Below are 16,711 nucleotides of genomic sequence, written 5' to 3' on the forward strand. Positions count from 1 at the left end.
ACAGGCAAATAACCTTTAAACAGACTCAAGCAAATACTGTTTAAAATCGACCCTTACGATGTCAGCTAATTTCTCAGAACCATTCAAAAGTATGCAAACTTCAAAAAAACAATAACAAAACCAGCACAACGCCTTTTACTCTTCAAAATTGCCAGGCCTTGCGGAAAAACATTTTTTACAGTTGCTTACTATTCATCAAGCAGCCCCCAACTTTCCGAAGAAGTTTTGTCGGTACGTACATTTTGCTCATTTAACTTCAGTGAAAGACGCAAGTTATTGACTGAGTCAGCATTTCTCAATGCTTCGTCTTCACTGATTGCACCTTCAATCACTAGTTGATGCAGGGCGCTGTCAAAGGTGCGCATACCAAGTTCCCCGGACTTTTCCATGATGACTTTCAGATCGTCCAACTGGTTGTTTTTGATCAGGTCGGCAATCGTCGGCGATCCCAGCATCACTTCCACGGCCGCGCGCCGCTGTCCATCAACGGTTCGTACCAGACGCTGGGACACGAGAGCCTTGAGGTTGTTGCCCAAGGCGTGCATCAGTTGAGGACGCCGCTCCTCGGGAAATAAATTGACGGCTCGATCCAGCGCCTGACTGGCGTTGACAGCATGCAATGTGGAGAGAACCAGATGCCCGGTTTCGGCGAACGCCAATGCATGCTCCATGGTCTCGCGGTCGCGGATCTCGCCGATCAGCACCACGTCCGGAGCCTGGCGCAAGGTGTTCTTGAGCGCCGCATGAAAGCTACGTGTGTCGACCCCGACTTCGCGCTGATTGATGATCGACTTCTTGTGTCGATGGATATACTCCACCGGATCCTCAATGGTGATGATGTGCCCGCTGCTGTGGCGATTGCGATGATCGATCAGCGCCGCCAGGGAGGTAGACTTGCCGGAGTCGGTAGCGCCCACGAACAGAATCAACCCCTGCTTGAGCATCACCGTTTCGAGCAGCACTGGCGGTAATTTGAGGTCTTCGAATCGCGGAATGTCGAGTTTGACGTTACGGATAACAATCGACACGTCGTTGCGTTGTTTGAAAATATTGACCCGGAAGCGGCCGATACCCGTTCGAGAAATCGCCAGGTTCATTTCCAGATCCCGGTCGAACTCACGGCGCTGCTCGGCGTCCATCAGGGAGGCGGCGACACTGCTCACCTCGCCGGGTTTGAAGGGCTGGTCGCTCAAGGGTGTCAGTACCCCGTCGAACCGCGCACTGGGTGGTGCACCGGTGGAAAGAAACAGATCCGAACCGTGACGGCTCGCCAGCAGTTTGAGCAGTGCGTCGATTTCCATGGCAAGAAACACCCGTGAAGCTTTCAATGAATCGCAAGGCCCGTCGTCGTGACGCAACGGGCCTTACAGCGTCTACCGCACTAGGATAGTAGACGCCGCCTCACCGACCGATGCTCAGGATTGATGTGATGAACGCTGTACCGAACACCAACGACGCCCAGGCATTGATTGCCCGCACCAACTGGAGCCGCAGCCCGCTGGGCGCCTCCGGCACCTGGCCACAGAGCTTGCGCACCGCGGTGGACATCGTGATTCACTCGCCGATGCCGATGCTGCTGTTGTGGGGTCCGCAGTTGACCCAGATCTACAACAACGGCTTTGCGCTGCTGGCCGGCAGCAAGCATCCGCACGCTTTCGGACAGCCGGCACACCAGATATGGCCGGAACTTCGAGACTTTACCGACCCGATTTACAGCGCAGTCCTACAAGGCCAGGTGCGAACCTACAGCGAACGGCGCTTCACCTTGCAACGGGACGGCAAGGATTCCGACTTCTGGCTGGATTTGACCTACAGCCCGATCCGCGATGAAAGCGCGCAAGTGGCTGGCATTCTGGTCACCGCCATTGAAACCAACGAACGCCGGCGCATCGCCCTGGAACTGCAGCAACGCTCGGAAGACAGTCTCAAGGCCCAGCGCGAAAGCGAAGAGCGCCTGCAACTGGCGCTGGCAGCCACCGATGCGGTCGGCACCTGGGATTGGGACATCGGCGAAGACCGCTTCATCGCCGACGCGCATTTCGCCCAGTTGCACGGTGTCGATCCGGCGCTGGCCGGTCAGTTGCCGATCAGCGAATACCTGCAAGGCGTGCACCCCGAAGACCGCGCGATGATTGCCCGCAGCATCAAGCACTGCATCACCCACGGCACCGAATACGCCGAGGAATACCGGTTACTGCAAGCCAATGGCGAGCTGCGCTGGGTGTTCGCCCGCGGGCGCTGCTACAAGGATCATCATGGCCGGCCGATGCGTTTTCTCGGCGCCGCGCTGGATCTGACCGAGCGCAAGCACACCGAACAGGCATTGCGCCAAAGCCAGACCGAGCTGCAGCTGATCATCAACGCCATGCCGATCCTGATCAGCTATGTCGACCACGAGGAACGCTTTCGCCTGAACAACGCCGCGTACCTCGACTGGTACGGGCTCACGCCTCAAGAGCTGTACGGTCGCACGATCCGTGAGGTGATCGGCGAAGAGGCCTATTTCCTGCGGGCGCCGTACATCGCCGAAGCCCTCGCCGGCCGCCCTTGCTCGTTCAGCCTGTACACGCCGCACCGCGACGGCAGCCAGCGGCATGCCTTGATGAACTACCTGCCGCGCCACGGCGCGGACGGTGCGGTGAACGGTTTCTACATCTTCGTGATCGACGAGACCGAACGTAAAAAGACCGAAGAAGCCCTGCGCAACCTCAATGAAACCCTTGAGGAACGCGTGAGTGCGCGCACCGAACAACTGGCCCAGGCCAACCAGCGTTTGCAGAACGAGATGTTCGAACGCGAACGCGCCGAAGACGCTCTGCGCCATGCGCAGAAAATGGAAGCGGTCGGCCAGCTCACCGGCGGCATCGCCCACGACTTCAACAACATGCTGACCGGCATCATCGGCAGCCTCGACCTGATGCAGCGCTACATCGCCAATGGCCGCGCCGATGAGATCGGCCGTTTCACCGACGCGGCAGTGTCCTCGGCCAACCGCGCGGCGGCACTGACCCACCGTCTGCTGGCGTTCTCCCGGCGCCAGTCGCTGGATCGCAAGACCATCGACGTCAACGAACTGATCCGTTCGCTGGAAGACCTGATCCGCCGCACCAAGGGTGATCCGATCGAGCTCAAGTTGCGCCTCGCCGACAATGTCTGGTCCGTCAGTACGGATGTCAGCCAACTGGAAAACGCCCTGCTCAACCTGGTGATCAACGCCCGCGACGCCATGCCCGACGGCGGCGAGCTATTAATCGAAACCGCTAACGTCTACCTCGACGGCAACGACATCACCACCCTCGAACCGGTCAAGGCCGGTGACTACTTGATGCTCGCGGTGAGCGACAACGGCACGGGCATGACGCCTTCTGTGCGCTCCAAGGCGTTCGATCCGTTCTTTACGACCAAACCCATCGGGCAAGGCACCGGGCTCGGGTTATCGATGATTTATGGCTTTGCCCAGCAATCGGGTGGACACGTCAGCCTCGACAGCCTGCCTGGCCAGGGCACCTGCGTGCGGCTGTACTTGCCGCGCCTCCACGCGCCGGAACCTGAGCAGCCATTGGCGGAAACGGTCAGCGAGACACCCACCCCCGCGACCGGCGAAACCGTGGTGGTGGTCGAGGACGATCCGGCGGTGCGCATGCTGGTGATGGACCTGCTCAAGGAGCTGGGTTATCGCGCCCATGAGGCCGAAGACGCCAGGAGTGCCCTGCCGCTGCTGGAGTCGGACATGCGGGTTGACCTGCTGGTGACCGACGTCGGCCTGCCAGGCATGAACGGCCGGCAACTGGCTGAGATCGCCCGCCAGCATCGTCCGGGGCTCAAAGTGTTGTTCATGACCGGTTACGCGCAGAAAGCCGCCGAACGCCAGGGCTTCCTCGAAGACGGTATGGACATGGTCGCCAAACCGTTTTCCATCGAACAGCTGGCCGGCAAGATCCGCACGATGACCAGCCAAACCCCGTGACTTGAGGCATAATCCGCGCCCCGCCGTCACCCCGCTACAGGTATTGCACGATGAAAGCCCAAGCCCGCCATATTCTGGTGAAGACCGCCGAAGAGGCTGAAAAACTCAAACAACGCATCGCCAATGGTGAAGCGTTCGATGTGCTGGCGAAGAAGTTTTCGACCTGTCCGTCCGGCAAGCGCGGCGGCGATCTGGGTGAAGTGCGGCCGGGACAGATGGTCGGCGCGATCGATGCGGTGATCTTCAAAAAGCCGCTGCGCACGGTGCACGGGCCGATCAAGAGCAAGTTCGGTTATCACCTGGTGCAGGTGTTTTACCGCGATTGAGTGTTTGGCTTCAGGGCCAATCGCGAGCAGGCCCGCTCCCACAAAAAATCGTGAACGACACACAATCACTGTGGGAGCGAGCCTGCTCACGATCCGATTGCCCGGCAATCGATCACCGATTACTTCGGAATCAGAGCTCCGGGTACTTGAATAACCTGGCTCGCTAGCAGATGGCCGGCCTGCGCCGCTTCCGCCGGGCTACCCCCAAGCAAACGACTCGCCAGATACGCCGCACTGAACGAATCCCCCGCCGCCGTGGTGTCCACCACCTTCTCGACCTTCTGCGCCGGGATTTCGAAAGCCTCCCCGTCGCAACGGATCAGACAGGCTTCGGCGCCGCGTTTGAGCACCACTTCCGGCGTGCCGATCTGCGCGTATGCTTCAAACACCGCGTCACAGTCCTCGAAATGGAACAGCGCCTGCTCGTCGTCCACCGTCAGCAACGCCAGATCGACATGGGGCAACACGCTGCGATACGCCGCCCGCGCCTCCTCCACTGAAGCCCACAGGCGTGGGCGGTAGTTGTTGTCAAACACGATCCGCGCATCACGCTGACGGGCTTCGATCAAGGTTTGAATCAGTTTTTCACGGCCCTGTGTGCCGAGTACCGCCAACGTGATACCGCTGAAATACAACACGTCATAATCCGGCAGCGCCGCCAGAATCGGTGCGGCCGCCGGCGTGGTGAAGCAGTCGCGCACGGCGGCTTCGTTGCGCCAGTAAAGGAAGCGACGCTCCCCGGCGGCATCGGTCTGGATGCAATACAGGCCAGGCAGACGACCGGGCAAGCGCTGGACCAGATCCAGGCCAATGTTTTCATCCGCCCAACTGCGGCACATCGCATCACTGAAGCTGTCGTCACCCAACGCCGTGACGTAATCGACCTGCGCCTTGTCGCCCATGGCGCGGGACAGATACACCGCCGTGTTCAGCGTGTCCCCGCCAAAGCTCTGTTGCAGGCTGCCATCGGCACGTTGCTGGAGTTCGATCATGCATTCGCCGATCAGGGCGATGCGCGGGGTGTTCGGACCCAATGCACTGAGCATGTTCATCAGAAGCAGGTTTCCATGGTTTCGATCACCGACAACTGCTCGTCCACCAGCAGCCCTACGCGCCACTTGTCGAAGGTCAGGCACGGGTGGGAAGTGCCAAAGGAAATGATGTCGCCGACGCGCAATTCCACGCCCGGCGCCACGGTCATGAACGCGTGCTGGTCCATCACCGCCGTCACCTTGCAGGCACCGACATCGTCGCCCACCGCCGGCAGCACACCGGCCTTGTAACGCAGCAACGGCACCGGCATCCCGGCATCGAACGCCACGTCACGCTTGCCCAGGGCAATCACGGCAAAGCCAGGCTCCGGCATCGACTGCACGTGGGCCCAGACTTCCAGCGCCGGACGCAGCCCTTCGTGCAGGTCACTGCGACGATCGAGCACGCAGCACTGCGCCTCTTTATAAATGCCATGGTCGTGCGCCACGTAACTGCCGGGACGCAACACGCTGAGGAAACGCCCGCCAGCGTTCTGCGCTTCGAACGATTCGGCAATCAGGTCGTACCAGGCCGAACCCGACGCGGTGATGATCGGCTTGGCGATGGCGAACGCGCCGCTGTCCTGCAACTGCACCGCCAGACGCACCAGCGAGGCGGCGAATTCACGGATGCCGGTGACGGCGTGATCGCCATGGATCACGCCTTCGTAACCTTCGATGCCGGTCAAGGCCAGTGCCGGCTGCGCGCCGATGGCCTTGGCCAGTTCGATGACTTCCTGCTCGCTGCGGCAACCGCAACGGCCACCGACCACCCCGTACTCGATCATCACGTTCAACCGCACGCCACGCGACGCGAAGTAAGCGCCCAGATCGGCGACGTTGTCCGGGTGATCGACCATGCAATAGAAATCGAAGCCCGAATCCGCCGCCAGCAGGTCGGCAATCAACGCCATGTTCGGCGTGCCGACCAATTGGTTGGCCATCAACACCCGGCGCACGCCGTGGGCGTAAGCGGCGCGGGTCTGGGTGGCGCTGGCCAGGGTGATGCCCCACGCGCCGGCGTCGAGCTGACGACGAAACAGCGCAGGGGTCATGCTGGTCTTGCCATGGGGCGCGAGTTCGGCGCCGCTGTCGCTGACGAATTTCTGCATCCAGCGGATGTTGTGTTCCAGCGCTTCACGGTGCAGGACCAGCGCCGGCAGGCTGATGTCACGCACCAGTTGCGCGCCGACGGCGGCATCGCCCTTTTCCACGGCAGCAGTGTTGTTGGCAGTCGTCATGGTCGAACTCCTCACAGTCGCGCCCGCAGGCAGGCGCGGTTATTCGTTGATTCGCCGGGCGAGGCTGTTGGCGCTCTCGATCAAGACCCGGCGATAGTCGTTGTAATGGGTCTTGGCATCGGCGCGCGGCGCGACGATGCACAGGGTGCAGATGGCCACGCCTTGAGGGTCTTTGACCGGGGCGGCGAAGCAATGGGTGAAGGTGTCGGCGACACTGTCGAAGGAGAAGAAACCGTCGATGCCGGCCTGACGGATTTCCGCCAGAAACGTCTCCATCGGCAGGCGTTCGCCATCCGGCAGGATGAAGTCGTCGGGGTCGATCAAATCGCTGATCTGCTGGTCACTCAAGTGCGCCAGCAGCAGGCGTCCCGAGGCTGTCCACGGGATCGGCGCGTTTTCGCCGATATCGGAAGAAATGCGGAAATGCCGCTCGCCCTCCTTCATCAGCGCCACCGTGTATTTGCGCCCGTTGAGCAGGCACATCTGCGCGGTTTCCCGGGTCTGGCTGACGATCTCCTGCAACGCGTGATCGGCCTCGCGACTGAGGTCGAAATGCCGCAAATGCGCCTGCCCGAGGAAGTACAGCTGACGACCGAGATAGACGTGACCGTCCTTGCCCACCGGCTCCAGGATCCGCCGTTCGAGCAACGACGCCACCAGTTCGTAGACCGTGGATTTCGGGCTGCCGATGCCGTTGGCGATGTCGTTCGGGCGCAGTGGCTGGCCGATTTCCTTGAGAAAATCGAGGATATCGAACGCCCGGTCCAGACCGCGTGCCCGGCGCTTGATGGTGTCTTCGGTCATTTCAGTGGTTCCCATAAAAGATGCCGGGGATGGTAACTGGCCCTTGGCGTTGTGTCAGTTGGATCGCAGCCCTCACCCCCCGCCCTCCCGAAACGTCGGACCGCCCGGAGGGAGAGGGAGCCTGACCGTATCGATGCAAATGCCATCGTCTGGCACAACAATCTGCATCGATAGAGATCAGTCCCCTCTCCTGGGGGAGAGGGCTAGGGTGAGGGGGCTACGGCCTCAGCGACGCCACATCACTCAAGCCTTCTTCTTGTACGCAATGCAGTCGATCTCGACCTTGCAGTCGACCATCATGCTTGCCTGCACACAGGCCCGGGCCGGTGCGTGTTCGGGCTTGAAGTATTCGCCGAAGACCTTGTTGAAACTGGTGAAATCCCGCGGATCGTCCAGCCACACGCCGGCACGTACCACGTCTTCCAGGCCATAACCGGCTTCTTCGAGAATCGCGATCAGGTTTTTCATGGTCTGGTGCGTCTGCTCGACGATGCCGCCCACAATGATCTCGCCATCCACCGCCGGCACCTGCCCGGAAACATGCAGCCAGCCATCGGCTTCAACGGCGCGGGCGAATGGGCGCGGCTGGCCGCCAGCGGCGGTGCTGCCGGTGCCGTAACGAGTAATGCTCATGGGTGTTTCTCCTGATTGAAAAAGTGAAAAGTCAGAACCGCGTGCTTTTGAGAAATTCCGCCAGCCGCGGCGATTGAGGACGCTCGAACAGTTCCTTGGGAGGCCCCTGCTCTTCGATGCGCCCCTGATTCATGAAAACGATCTTGTCCGAAACCTCGAAGGCAAAACGCATTTCGTGGGTCACCAGCAACATGGTCATGCCGTCCTCGGCCAGGCCTTTGATCACGTTCAGCACTTCGCCGACCAGTTCCGGATCTAGGGCCGAGGTGACTTCGTCGAACAGCATCAGGCTCGGGTTCATCGCAATCGCCCGGGCAATCGCCACGCGCTGCTGCTGACCGCCGGACAACTGGCCGGGAAAGTGATTGCGCCGTTCCAGCAGGCCGACCCGCTCCAGCCATTTCTCGGCCAGGACCACGGCTTCGTCCTTGTGCATCTTTTTGACTTTGAGCAGGCCGAGCGTGACGTTCTGCAACGCGGTCAGGTGCGGGAACAGGTTGAATTGCTGAAACGCCATGCCGGTCATCGCCCGATGACGGGCAATGACTTTTTCCGGGTGGCGCACGCGTTTGCCGTTGAGTTCGTCATAGCCGATGGATTCGCCGTCGAGCAGGATCTGCCCGCCCTGAAATTCCTCGAGCATGTTCACGCAACGCAGCAGCGTGGTCTTGCCCGAGCCACTGGAGCCGATCAGCGTCACCACGTTGCCGCGCTGCATGCTCAGGTCGACACCCTTGAGCACTTCGACCGCGCCGTATTGTTTGTGCAGGCCACGGATGTCCAGCAGAGGCTGAGCGTTCTGGAGGTTGGAAACTTGAGCTTGAGTCATGGCAGGGCCACCCGCTTTTCAATGTGCCGGCCGAGTAATTCGATGCCGTAGTTGATGACGAAGAACAGAAAACCGGCGAACAGATAAAACTCCAGGGTCATGAACGTCCGGGCAATGATCTGCTGGGTGCTGAGCAACAGCTCGGCCACGCCGATCACCGACAGCAAGGTCGAGGCCTTGACGATTTCCGTGGACGAGTTGACCCAGGTCGGCAGGATCTGCCGCAGTGCCTGAGGCAACAGCACATAACCAAGGGATTGATAGAACGTCAGGCCGATGGCCTTGCCGGCTTCCATCTGCCCGCGCGGCAAGGCCTGCAACGCACCGCGCACAATTTCGGCCACGTGAGAGCCGCAAAACAGCGTCAGCCCGAGGGCGCCGGCCTGAAACGCGCTGATCTGCCAACCGAGCGCCGGTGCCATGTAAAAGCACGCCAGCACCAGCACGAACACCGGCGTGCCGCGAATCAGATCGACATAAAAGCGGAACGGCGCGCGCATCCAGAACTTGCCGTAAGTCAGAACCAGCCCGGCAAACACACCGATGACCGTGCCGAACAGAATCGCCAGCGCCGACACCTGCACGCTGGTCAGAAAGCCTTGCCACAAGGCTTCACGGGCAATCCACAACTCATGCAACCAACTGGGGGATTCGTACATCGCAGCCTCCTATCGGCGGATTGCCAGACGCTGCTCGAGGTAACGCAGCAGCATGGCAATGAGGTAACAGGCCGCGACATACAACGCCGTGGTCACCAGCCAGGTTTCGATCACCCGGTAGCTTTCGACGTTGATCTTGCGCGCGTAATAGGTCAGCTCCGGCACCGCGATCGCAGCGGCCAGCGAGGTGTCCTTGAACAGTGAAATGAAGTTGTTCGAAAGCGCCGGCAGCACGTTGCGCAACATCACCGGCACGGTGACGTAGGCCTTCACCTGCCACTCGCCCAGACCAATCGCCAGCCCGGCTTCACGCTGGCCCTTGGGGATGCTCAACAAACCGCCGCGGAACACTTCGGTCAGGTACGCCCCGGCATACAGCGACAGCGTGATGATGAACGACGGGATCTTGTCCAGCCGGATCCCCAGGCTTGGCAACGCAAAGTAGATCAACAGAATCAACACCAGAATCGGCGTGTTACGGATCACCGTCACATACACCGATGCCAGCACCCGCAAGGCGCGATGCCTGGACAGCAAGGCAAACGCCATCAGCAGGCCGATCACGCAGCCGATGGCGATCGACACCAGCGCCAGTTCGAGGCCCAGACCGAGCCCCGCCAGCAAGGTGTCGAAATCGCGCCACACGGCGGCAAAGTTCAACTGATAGTTCATGGTCGGCAGTACCTTGAGCGGGGCGCATCAGGGCGCCCCACTCTCACGGGATCATTTGAATTCGACAGGGAAACCGATGGCAGGCGATGGCAGATCGACGCCGAACCATTGCTTGAACGAGGCGGCATAAGTCGGGAACTCGACGCCGGTCATGGCTTCATGCAGCGCGGTATTGACGAAGTTCAGCCAGTCCTGATCGCCACGTTTGACGGCGCAGGCGTAGGTCTGCGGACTCCAGGCGTAAGTCGGGCTGCGGTAGCGGCCAGGGTTCTGCACCATCAGGTATTTGACCGAAGACTGGTCGGTGGCGGCGGCATCGGCGCGACCGGAGTTCACCGCCTGATACATCAGATCGACGCTGTCGTACTGATCGACCTTGGCCTTGGGCAGCGCCTGATGCACCAGCTCCTCGGCGTACACGTTCTGCAGCACGGCCACGGTCACGCCATCGCCCCCTGCCTGCAGGTCTTCGATTTCCTTGTACTTGCTGTTGTTCGGCAGCAGCAGGCCAACGCCTTCGCGGTAATACGGGAGGGTGAACGCCACTTGCTGCGCACGGCTGGCGGTGACAGTGATGAACTGGCAGCTCATGTCGACCTTGTCGGTCAGCAGGTTGGGAATCCGCGCATCGGATGACTGCACCACGAACTCGACCTTGCTCGGGTCATTGAACAGACCTTTGGCCACTATCCGCGCGATGTCGATATCAAAACCCTGCAACTTGCCGTCCGCACCCTGGAAGTGCCACGGCGCATTGGTGCTGCCGGTGCCCACAATCAGTTTTCCACGGGCCAGGACGCTATCGAGCTTGCTGTCGGCCGCCTGGGCCATACCCATGACAGCGGACGAAGCCGCGAGAACAAAAACACATGCTTTGAACAAGGAAGGTCGGCGATGCATGGCAAGCACTCCAGAGGATTGTTTATTCCGCTATACCGGAACACGGTTTGTTACTACGGAATAGACAGCAGAAAGTGTGCCACAGGATTCGCGGGGAATCTGCACCCGTTTGAAAATTCACAGGAATCAAAGAGATACGTAAAACGGAAAAATAGAGAAACAGCGAGAGAGCGGAGCGTGCGCTACCGTTGGCTACAACAATGCGGGTAACAGGTTCCCAGTCGGTGCACGGGTGATCGATTCAGGGGCAGTGTTTATCTCCGAGAACCAAGCTCAAAGGTTGTCTATCGAAACTTTTATGGTCGGATCATTTTCCCGCTCCTTGCAGAGAGCTATCAGCTCCAGATCCTCAAGGCGATTCATAAGTGCCTCATCGATTCGTACTACGGAAACTGCTTTCAAACCTGCATCGCTGCCCATCAGGAGCTCCTTTGATAAATGTCTGAAAAACGATACCAGCTGCCTGGCCTCCGCGGATCTGAGTCTTCTGAGGGAATGCTCTTGCATCAAAGTAGGACGAAATCATCCTTTGCAGGACCTACCTGTAATTTCTGACAGTAGACCGCCGTTTTGCCCTGCTTTAACTTCAAAGGCCTTCCAGACTCATTGACCAGGAGGCTCCAATGACGACACCGACTCGATATTCAGCGTTGCCCCCGACGTACCGGAAAGTCTTGAAAGCCAGGCGTCTTGTCGTCCTGTATTTCTTCAATGAGCATTGCGCTGCCTGCGTGTTTTCCAGCCCGGTTTTTCTCGAGATCGCCAAACCCTTCCGGCCCTGGATGGATATCTTCATGCTCGATACCGCACAGTCGTGTCGGCATCCGGATGTCACGGGGACGCCAACGGTGTTGTTCTACAAGGAAGGCGTTCTGGTCAAAAAACTGAAAGGCATCGGTTCGGAAGAATCCCTCCTGCACGACTTCACCCAATTCCTCGGCAAAAACCCGACACCCCGCTGCGCCGCGCAAATCGGCCCATGACCTGAACTGGCTGCGTCACACCCTCCGCACCCTCTGCACCGTCCACCGCGCAAAACGGTGGAACCTTTCCTGAAATTGCAATCCAAGCGCCATCAGGCAGTTGCACCTTCGCTGCTATTGATCTGTAACAACTAGCCTCGAGACCGGATTGGACAAGCTCCCATCCGGCTGCTTTTCTTTATTTCTCAGAAAGAGATGAGTGCTGCCGGCCCTCGGGTCGCAGCCATGCTACGTCCAGGAAGGGTCAATGTCCTTTGAAGTCATGATGGTTTTCGGTACTCGCCCGGAGGCCATCAAAATGGCTCCGCTGGCCCGGATACTGCGTCAGTGGCCCGACATCACACTCAACATCTGCTCCACCGGTCAGCATCGCGAGATGCTGACTCAGGTACTGGAGGCCTTCGAACTGACATCAGTGAGGCCATCAGGCCTCACGCACCAGCAACACTCGCGTCACGCGACGTTCTTCGACCGCCATTACGGTCATGCCCCAGCCTTCATGTTCCAGTCGATCGCCCTTCATCGGCAGGCGATCCAGCAGGCTCATCACCAGCCCGGCGAGGGTCTGGTAATCCTCGGTCGGCTCGGCGCGAAAACCGGTGTGCTCGCGGATGCGGGTCAGGTTCAGCGCACCATTGACGATGTACCCGCCCTGCTCCTCGACCACGTCGGGGCCTGCGATTTCGCTGGCGTCCGGCAGTTCACCGGCAATCGATTCGAGAATGTCGGTCATGGTCAACACACCCACAAAGTCACCGAACTCGTTCACCACAAAGGCAATGTGGGTCGAGGCTGCACGCATTTGTTCCAGTGCGTTGAGGATCGAATAGCTGTCCAGCAGATTGACGGTCTTGCGCGCCAGGTGTTCAAGGTTCGGCTCGTTGCCAGCCAGATATTCCTTGAGCAATTCCTTCTTGTGCACGAAGCCCAGCGGCTCATCCACTGCGCCGTTACGAATCAGCGGCAAGCGCGAGTAGGACGAATGCATCAGTCGCGTGCGAATAGCCTCGGCGTCGTCCGCCAGATCAATGTGATCGACATCGGCGCGCACTGTCATCAAGGCGCGAATCGGTCGCTCGGCCAATTGCAGCACACCGCTGATCATCACCCGCTCGCGACGGTCGAACAGCTCCGCGCTCGGCGCTTCACCGTTGTCCAGCAAGTCGGAAATCTCCTCGCCGACTTCTTCCGCCGCCAGTTTGCGACCACCCAACAGACGCATCACCGCATGGGCCGTGCGCTCGCGCATCGGGCGCAAGCCCTGCATCGAGCGCTTGCGACGAGCGCGGGCGATCTGGTTGAAGATCTCGATCAGGATCGAGAAACCAATGGCCGCGTACAGATAACCTTTCGGGATATGGAAACCCAGGCCTTCGGCAGTCAGGGCAAAACCGATCATCATCAGGAAGCCCAGACACAGCATGATCACCGTCGGGTGGGCGTTGACGAAGCGGGTCAGCGGCTTGCTGGCAACGATCATCACACCAATGGACACGACCACCGCGATCATCATCACCGCCAGTTCATCGACCATGCCCACGGCAGTAATCACCGCGTCCAGGGAGAACACCGCGTCGAGCACGACGATCTGCGCCACGATCGGCCAGAACAGCGCATAAGCGGTGTTGGTCGAACGCTCGCCGATATGGCCTTCCAGCCGCTCGTGCAATTCCATGGTCGCCTTGAACAACAGGAACACACCACCGAACAGCATGATCAGGTCACGGCCGGAGAAGCTCTTGCCAAACACTTCGAACAACGGTGCCGTGAGGGTGACCAACCAGGAAATACTCGCCAACAGGCCCAGACGCATGATCAGCGCCAGGCTCAAGCCGATGATGCGTGCGCGGTCGCGTTGATGCGGCGGCAGTTTGTCCGCCAGGATCGCGATGAACACCAGGTTGTCGATACCCAGTACCAGTTCCAGCACGATCAGTGTCAACAAGCCCAGCCATGCCGTGGGATCCGCTAACCATTCCATAATCTGTCTCTGTCTCTCTTCAGTGAATTCAGGCTGCCGGACACGGCAAAGCGCGACGCGAAAGCTCGAAGGCTGCGCCATCAACGATAGTCGGGAGTCGGAAGACCGGATGCTGCGAGTGCGTCAAGACCGCGCAATGGCGCGAATGGAACGTTGTTTTTTTAGAAGAACTGGGAGGCTCCGAGAGGGTGTTCATGCAAATCCTGAATGAAAAAAGGCCTTGAAGCGTACAGGCTCTGATGACTTTTCCTACAGCTGGAAATCATTTCAAAATCTGTACGCCGCCTGCCTATCGCCGCTCTCGTCAGCATCGGCAGCCAACGGATATGTAAGGGCTAACGCCCGGAAAACCGCAGGCGAGACAACTGGCGCAGGTCGTCCTCGACGTAGTAGTCGTTGGTCCAGCTGTCATCCGCCGCCAACGGCTGTACCTGCTTCAACGCCAGTTTCTTCGCGAAGTAGCGAAAACGGTAATGCTCGTAGAACCGCAGCAGTTCCAGGCCGTAACGGTCCGCCAGATCGGTGTCACCGCGAATGATCAGGTAGTTCTCGTCATTTCCGTTGCTGGCGGAGGTGCTGAGGTTATGGCTGCCGCTGATGAGGGTCGGGCTGTCGCTGGTGAAATCGGTGACCACCGCTTTGGTGTGCACCAGCAGGTTGCCTTTCTGGCCTTTCATGTTTTCCCGTAACCAGCCTTCCAGCCCGGTGTTGAGCAACGCGGTGGCGGCGAATTCGGCGGTTCGGTCGGCGTGGAAGCCGGTGATGCGGCTGACCGTGTTTTGCAGGCCGTAACGCAGGATGTCGTCGTGGGGCTGGCCGAGCAATGCGTTGAGAATCGCGTCGGGCAAGGCGAATGCGGTGACGAACAGCAGGTCTTTCTTCGCCCCCTCGATGATATCGACGAACTCCCGCAGATCCGCGCCGCCGGTACGCGGGGAGAACCCGGCGAACAGGGGCTGCGCCGGATTCATCGGGTTGTGTTGGGTAATCCAGTCGCGGGTGGCGCCGACGTCTGCCGGCTCGGCCCAGATCTGCTCGAAGGTTTTCAAGTAACTCGTGCCGACCGCCGAATCGTCCAGCACATGCACCACGTTGGCCTGGCGGTACACGCCGTTGGCGGTGAAGTTGGTGCTGCCGCACAGCACCGCTTGCGGCTGACGCTCGCCGCCTCCGTCGAGGCGGCTGAGGACGATGAACTTGTTATGGAAAATATTGTGGGTGACCCGCCCGCGCTTGCTGGTCGCCGGCAGTTTCGCAAGACTCGCTTCATTGATCGTGGTGTCTTCGTCGTCGGGCCGGGCGTGATACAGCACGCGCACCTGAACACCTCGATCGAACGCCGCGTTCACCGTGTCGATGATGGCTTGCAACTGGTATTCGTAGATCGCGATGTCCAGCGCCCACTGAGCGTCCACCGCTCGTTCGATAAAGCCTTGCAGGCGCCCGAGCAGACCGTTCTCCAGCCACTGACGCGCCGCATCGGGCCAGGCTTCGATGGGCAGGTTTTTGTTGGCACTGATCTGTGCGTCGAGATCGGGGAATTTGCGCTGAAACGCCTGGCTCGCTGCCACGGCACGATTGAAGATCACGCCCTGATTGGCGGGATGACCGTCGTCGGAGCGGATCGTCAGCTCCAGCGCCTCACCGAGTTGCAGCGCATCCGGCGTGCCATACGCCAGGTGCACGCGATAGTGAATCGTCATGCCCGGATTGACCGCGTAATCGGCCCAGCGAAATTTCTGCAACGGCGCCTTGTCGCTCGGCGTGGCGTGAAACTGCGCGAAGGTATGGGCCTTGCCGGGAAAGGTCAGGCTGTTGAACAGGAACAACCACGGTTTGTCGCCCTGCTGCTTTTCGATGGCAAACCCCAGCAGGCCTTTGCGCCGGGGTTCGGCGAGGTCCATGGCGAGCAGCACGCCGTTGGTGCCGGCGTAGGCCTTGACGCGAAAATCGTCCTGCGGATTGGCGACCAGTACGCGCATGATTCACTCCTTGTGATTTGGCCTCACTGCAGCATAGTCCTCAGACCGACAATAACTCGTCGATATGCCGGTAATCCGCGTCCAGCGCTGTCGCCAATTGCCTTGCGCGCTTCAGGCGGATCGGCCCGCGCTCGATATCGATCAACAGGCCCGGACACGCGAGCGCCGGCAGTTGCGGCCAGTCTTTCAAACGGCCATCGGTGATCACCAGCAACCGTTGCTGTTCAGCGGGGAAACGCTTGCGCCGCACCGTCAGCCAATGCCCGGCTTCCGTCAGCGCTGCCAACAGAGGCGTGCCGCCTCCCGCACCCAATCCATCGAGCCACGCACGCAACCCGCTTGAAGCCTTCAGCCCTTGCACCTGCCATTTCGGCGCGGCGCCGCTTGCGGTCAGCAACGCAAGGCGTGCCCGCTGCCGATAAGCGTCGTCGAACAGTTGCGCAAGCACGCCCTTGGCATCGCTCAAGGCTTGATGGCGACGGGTCGAGGCCGAGGCATCGACGATCACCAGCCACAGTTCATGGGGCGTGCGGGTGCGCAGTTGAAACAGCAGATCCGCCCGGGTTTTCGGGCGGCCATTGAGCAAGGTTCCGGGCCAGTTCACCGAGCCACTGCGAGCGGCATGACGCTTGCCCTGGCGGCCGTTATCGAGGCGTCCGGCGCGGGGTCTGGCATTCGCCCCCGCGTCGGATCGGGGGCGAAT

At 60.1% G+C, this 16,711-nt stretch carries 15 protein-coding genes and 2 pseudogenes; 4 read left to right on the plus strand and 13 right to left on the minus strand.

The window, feature by feature from the left end:
• Nucleotides 1-188: 188 nt before the first annotated feature.
• Nucleotides 189-1,301, minus strand: a complete 1,113-nt coding sequence (locus tag ACKUG4_RS17800) for a PilT/PilU family type 4a pilus ATPase (protein WP_445434511.1) — start codon at nt 1,299-1,301, stop codon at nt 189-191.
• Nucleotides 1,302-1,429: 128 nt separating this feature from the next.
• Between ACKUG4_RS17800 and ACKUG4_RS17805 the strand changes: the two genes are divergently transcribed.
• Together ACKUG4_RS17805 and ACKUG4_RS17810 are read left to right on the plus strand one after the other, a co-directional pair.
• Nucleotides 1,430-3,967, plus strand: a complete 2,538-nt coding sequence (locus ACKUG4_RS17805) for a PAS domain-containing hybrid sensor histidine kinase/response regulator (protein ID WP_236187758.1) — start codon at nt 1,430-1,432, stop codon at nt 3,965-3,967.
• Between the two features lie 50 nt (nt 3,968-4,017).
• The gene (locus ACKUG4_RS17810) at nt 4,018-4,293 is read left to right on the plus strand and encodes a peptidylprolyl isomerase (RefSeq protein WP_007952044.1); all 276 of its coding nucleotides are present in this window, start codon (nt 4,018-4,020) and stop codon (nt 4,291-4,293) included.
• Nucleotides 4,294-4,412: 119 nt separating this feature from the next.
• On the opposite strand, the gene ACKUG4_RS17815 is transcribed toward ACKUG4_RS17810, so the two are convergent.
• The 9 genes from ACKUG4_RS17815 to ACKUG4_RS17855 all read right to left on the minus strand — a co-directional run bounded on the left by ACKUG4_RS17815 (nt 4,413) and on the right by ACKUG4_RS17855 (nt 11,482).
• On the minus strand, nt 4,413-5,345 hold the full coding sequence (locus ACKUG4_RS17815; protein WP_445434512.1) for a sugar kinase: 933 nt from the start codon (nt 5,343-5,345) through the stop codon (nt 4,413-4,415).
• Nucleotides 5,345-6,565 carry an amino acid deaminase gene (locus tag ACKUG4_RS17820; protein ID WP_064596998.1) on the minus strand — a complete coding sequence of 407 codons (1,221 nt, stop codon included), beginning with the start codon at nt 6,563-6,565 and terminating at the stop codon, nt 5,345-5,347. The genes ACKUG4_RS17815 and ACKUG4_RS17820 overlap by 1 nt, the downstream gene beginning before the upstream one ends.
• A 39-nt stretch (nt 6,566-6,604) precedes the next feature.
• A complete protein-coding gene (locus tag ACKUG4_RS17825) occupies nt 6,605-7,369 on the minus strand; it encodes an IclR family transcriptional regulator (RefSeq protein WP_085695953.1) in 765 nt (254 codons plus the stop codon).
• A 243-nt stretch (nt 7,370-7,612) separates the two neighbouring features.
• Nucleotides 7,613-8,002, minus strand: coding sequence for a RidA family protein (locus tag ACKUG4_RS17830; protein WP_039768794.1), 390 nt, complete (start codon nt 8,000-8,002; stop codon nt 7,613-7,615).
• Nucleotides 8,003-8,033: 31 nt separating this feature from the next.
• Entirely contained in the window at nt 8,034-8,831 is a 798-nt protein-coding gene (locus ACKUG4_RS17835) for an amino acid ABC transporter ATP-binding protein (protein ID WP_064381342.1), read from the minus strand.
• On the minus strand, nt 8,828-9,490 hold the full coding sequence (locus ACKUG4_RS17840; RefSeq protein ID WP_007960241.1) for an amino acid ABC transporter permease: 663 nt from the start codon (nt 9,488-9,490) through the stop codon (nt 8,828-8,830). The genes ACKUG4_RS17835 and ACKUG4_RS17840 overlap by 4 nt, the downstream gene beginning before the upstream one ends.
• 9 nt (nt 9,491-9,499) lie before the next feature.
• Complete coding sequence (locus ACKUG4_RS17845) at nt 9,500-10,162, minus strand: amino acid ABC transporter permease (protein WP_007960243.1); 663 nt, start codon at nt 10,160-10,162, stop codon at nt 9,500-9,502.
• Between the two features lie 51 nt (nt 10,163-10,213).
• Complete coding sequence (locus tag ACKUG4_RS17850) at nt 10,214-11,062, minus strand: transporter substrate-binding protein (protein ID WP_085603277.1); 849 nt, start codon at nt 11,060-11,062, stop codon at nt 10,214-10,216.
• A gap of 273 nt (nt 11,063-11,335) precedes the next feature.
• Nucleotides 11,336-11,482, minus strand: a complete 147-nt coding sequence (locus ACKUG4_RS17855; protein ID WP_445434513.1) for a hypothetical protein — start codon at nt 11,480-11,482, stop codon at nt 11,336-11,338.
• 203 nt (nt 11,483-11,685) lie between these two features.
• Here ACKUG4_RS17855 and ACKUG4_RS17860 point away from each other — a divergent pair.
• Both ACKUG4_RS17860 and ACKUG4_RS17865 read left to right on the plus strand, forming a co-directional pair.
• Nucleotides 11,686-12,118, plus strand: a pseudogene (locus ACKUG4_RS17860) (thioredoxin family protein).
• Nucleotides 12,119-12,292: 174 nt separating this feature from the next.
• Nucleotides 12,293-12,457, plus strand: a pseudogene (locus tag ACKUG4_RS17865) (non-hydrolyzing UDP-N-acetylglucosamine 2-epimerase); the annotation flags it as partial.
• Between the two features lie 12 nt (nt 12,458-12,469).
• On the opposite strand, the gene ACKUG4_RS17870 reads toward ACKUG4_RS17865, so the two are convergent.
• From ACKUG4_RS17870 to ACKUG4_RS17880, 3 genes are all read right to left on the minus strand, one after another.
• On the minus strand, nt 12,470-14,026 hold the full coding sequence (locus ACKUG4_RS17870; protein ID WP_445434514.1) for a TerC family protein: 1,557 nt from the start codon (nt 14,024-14,026) through the stop codon (nt 12,470-12,472).
• A 335-nt stretch (nt 14,027-14,361) separates the two neighbouring features.
• On the minus strand, nt 14,362-16,008 hold the full coding sequence (locus tag ACKUG4_RS17875; protein ID WP_445434515.1) for a phospholipase D-like domain-containing protein: 1,647 nt from the start codon (nt 16,006-16,008) through the stop codon (nt 14,362-14,364).
• A 40-nt stretch (nt 16,009-16,048) separates the two neighbouring features.
• Entirely contained in the window at nt 16,049-16,711 is a 663-nt protein-coding gene (locus tag ACKUG4_RS17880) for a vWA domain-containing protein (RefSeq protein ID WP_166742307.1), read from the minus strand.

This window comes from Candidatus Pseudomonas auctus, assembly GCF_048654275.1.
Classification (GTDB): Bacteria; Pseudomonadota; Gammaproteobacteria; order Pseudomonadales; family Pseudomonadaceae; genus Aquipseudomonas; species Aquipseudomonas pharyngis.

What these genes read in the sequence shown, in the direction of transcription:
- ACKUG4_RS17825 (WP_085695953.1), bottom strand. Translation starts at nt 7,369, where the DNA reads ATGACCGAAGACACCATCAAGCGCCGGGCACGCGGTCTGGACCGGGCG.
- ACKUG4_RS17815 (WP_445434512.1), bottom strand. Translation starts at nt 5,345, where the DNA reads ATGAACATGCTCAGTGCATTGGGTCCGAACACCCCGCGCATCGCCCTG.
- ACKUG4_RS17850 (WP_085603277.1), bottom strand. Translation starts at nt 11,062, where the DNA reads ATGCATCGCCGACCTTCCTTGTTCAAAGCATGTGTTTTTGTTCTCGCG.
- ACKUG4_RS17805 (WP_236187758.1), top strand. Translation starts at nt 1,430, where the DNA reads ATGAACGCTGTACCGAACACCAACGACGCCCAGGCATTGATTGCCCGC.
- ACKUG4_RS17800 (WP_445434511.1), bottom strand. Translation starts at nt 1,301, where the DNA reads ATGGAAATCGACGCACTGCTCAAACTGCTGGCGAGCCGTCACGGTTCG.
- ACKUG4_RS17840 (WP_007960241.1), bottom strand. Translation starts at nt 9,490, where the DNA reads ATGTACGAATCCCCCAGTTGGTTGCATGAGTTGTGGATTGCCCGTGAA.
- ACKUG4_RS17870 (WP_445434514.1), bottom strand. Translation starts at nt 14,026, where the DNA reads ATGGAATGGTTAGCGGATCCCACGGCATGGCTGGGCTTGTTGACACTG.
- ACKUG4_RS17830 (WP_039768794.1), bottom strand. Translation starts at nt 8,002, where the DNA reads ATGAGCATTACTCGTTACGGCACCGGCAGCACCGCCGCTGGCGGCCAG.
- ACKUG4_RS17875 (WP_445434515.1), bottom strand. Translation starts at nt 16,008, where the DNA reads ATGCGCGTACTGGTCGCCAATCCGCAGGACGATTTTCGCGTCAAGGCC.
- ACKUG4_RS17820 (WP_064596998.1), bottom strand. Translation starts at nt 6,565, where the DNA reads ATGACGACTGCCAACAACACTGCTGCCGTGGAAAAGGGCGATGCCGCC.
- ACKUG4_RS17855 (WP_445434513.1), bottom strand. Translation starts at nt 11,482, where the DNA reads ATGGGCAGCGATGCAGGTTTGAAAGCAGTTTCCGTAGTACGAATCGAT.
- ACKUG4_RS17835 (WP_064381342.1), bottom strand. Translation starts at nt 8,831, where the DNA reads ATGACTCAAGCTCAAGTTTCCAACCTCCAGAACGCTCAGCCTCTGCTG.
- ACKUG4_RS17845 (WP_007960243.1), bottom strand. Translation starts at nt 10,162, where the DNA reads ATGAACTATCAGTTGAACTTTGCCGCCGTGTGGCGCGATTTCGACACC.
- ACKUG4_RS17810 (WP_007952044.1), top strand. Translation starts at nt 4,018, where the DNA reads ATGAAAGCCCAAGCCCGCCATATTCTGGTGAAGACCGCCGAAGAGGCT.